The sequence below is a fragment of the Mesorhizobium sp. M7A.F.Ca.CA.002.15.2.1 genome (genome assembly GCF_003998715.1).
Classification (GTDB): domain Bacteria; phylum Pseudomonadota; class Alphaproteobacteria; order Rhizobiales; family Rhizobiaceae; genus Mesorhizobium; species Mesorhizobium ciceri.
On record NZ_RZPI01000849.1, the window covers coordinates 1 to 2,095 of the forward strand.

Here is a 2,095-nt window from a genome sequence, read left to right on the forward strand (position 1 = left end):
CATATGGAGAGCGTCACGCTGCGCCCGGAACAGATCTATCAAAGACAGGATCGGGGGCTTCAGGCGATAAAGACGCGGCCGGCGGGAGGGTACCATGCGAGCCCCCGTGCGGATATTCCACCACCCTCTCCGGTTTCGCGGCCAAAGGCCGGTAAGGCCTTGCCCAGCCCGTACGGCATCTTGGCGGCCGCGCCCAGCCTCGTCGACCGGAGCGTAGGAATCCCCTTGAAGTAGGCTATGAAATATATTTCACTATGTGAATTATATTGACAATGCGCGCCCGGGCTGTAATGTTCCGATCGTCGGCTTTCGGAGGAAGGTCGGCATCATCAAATCCATACGGCAGCGCTCACTGAGTGCCTGCAACGGTCATTGAGGATGGCTTCGGCCAAGGGAGGAAACTTGCGCAAATTTCTGAGCACGCTCGCAATCGCGGCGGCTGCATCGACCTGCTTCGGGTCGATGCAGGTACGCGCCGAAACCCCTAACCCGTTCAAATGCGAGCCGGGTGAAAAATACGTCATGAACGTGATGGTCTCGGGCGTCGAATACTGGTTCCCGGTCTATGAAATGTTCAAGCAGGCCGGCCGGCAGTTCGGCTGCGAGACCGCCTATACGGGTACGCCGGAATACGACGTCAACAAGCAGATCGCCACCTTCGACCAGGCACTGGCGCAGAAGCCGGCCGGCATACTGGTACACCCGATGAACTCCGATCCGTTCATCGAGCCGATCAACCGCGCCATCGAGCAGGGCACCGCGGTGGTGACCTTCGCCGCCGACTCGCCGAATTCCAAGCGCGTCTCCTACATCACCTCCGACAACAATGCCGAAGGCACCTATGCCGCCGACGCCGTTGCCAAGGCGATGGATGGCAAGGGCGAATATGCGGTGCTGGAGAATCCCGGCCAGGACAACCACGACAAGCGCGTCAACGCCTTCGTTGCCCGCATGGAAGCCAAATGGCCCGACATGAAGCTCGTCGGCCGCGCCGCTTCGAACCAGGATCCGACCAAGGCCTATCAGGCGGTTTTGAGCCTGGCCCAGGCGCATCCGGACCTCGGCGCCGTGTTCATGCCGGAGGCCAACTCGGCCATCGGTGCTGCCCAGGCCGCCAAGGAAGGCGGCGGCAAGATCCGCGTCATGCTCGCCGACGTCAACGCCAAGATCCTCGACATGATCAAGGCCGGCGAGATCTTCGGCTCGGTCAATCCCAACCAGGGCATGCAGGGCTATATGGGCTTCATGCTGTTGTGGATGGCCAAGCATCCCGGCCTGATCGATCCGATGAACGACGCCAAGCGTTCGGGTTTCAACCCGATGAGCGTGCCCTTCGTCGACAATGGCTTCTCCATCGTCTCCAAGGACAATGCGGACGACTTCTACTGGGACAAGTACCTCAAGCGTCGCGGCACCAAGGGCATCGAGGAATAGTCTCGATCGCCGCCCCGGCCTCCACAAGGCCGGACCAACCGGGAAGGAGGCTTCGGCCTCCTTCCTCCCCCGCAAGCATCGCAGGAGCATGGCGTGACCCAGTCGCCCATTCTTGAAATCCGCGGTCTGTCCAAGGCGTTCGGCCCGGTCAAGGCACTGAACGACGTGCGGTTCGAGCTGCGGCGCGGCGAAATCCATGCGCTGTGCGGCGAGAACGGCGCCGGCAAGTCGACGCTGATGAACATGATCGCCGGTGTATTGCAGCCCGACGAGGGCGACATCCTGATCGATGGCGAGCGTGTTTCGATCCACTCGCCCGCGGCCGCCCAACGTCTCGGCATCGCGCTTGTCCACCAGGAGATCGCGCTGTGCCAGGACGCCACGGTTGCCGAAAACATCTACATGGCCGCGATCAACAGCCGGCGCGCACCGCTGATGAATTTCCAGAAGCTCTACGCTGACGCCCAGAAGGTCATGGACCTGCTCGCGCCCATTCCGGTGCACACCAGGGTCGCCGACCTCTCCATTTCCAACCAGCAGCTCGTCGAGATCGCCAAGGCGCTGACGCTCGACTGCAAGGTGCTGATGCTCGACGAGCCGACCGCCGCACTCACCGAAAGCGAAGCGCAACGCCTGTTCTCGATCGTGCGCGGGCTTAGGG

Annotated in this window: 2 protein-coding genes; both read left to right on the plus strand. The window is 61.9% G+C overall.

All coding sequences use genetic code 11. The features are described from left to right. Positions 1–402: 402 nt before the first annotated feature. Entirely contained in the window at positions 403–1,434 is a 1,032-nt protein-coding gene (locus ENZ74_RS30200) for a substrate-binding domain-containing protein (protein ID WP_127224204.1), read from the plus strand. 93 nt (positions 1,435–1,527) lie between these two features. After that, positions 1,528–2,095, plus strand: a 568-nt coding sequence (locus ENZ74_RS30205) for an ATP-binding cassette domain-containing protein (protein ID WP_164761326.1), incomplete at its 3' end; no start/stop codon positions are given.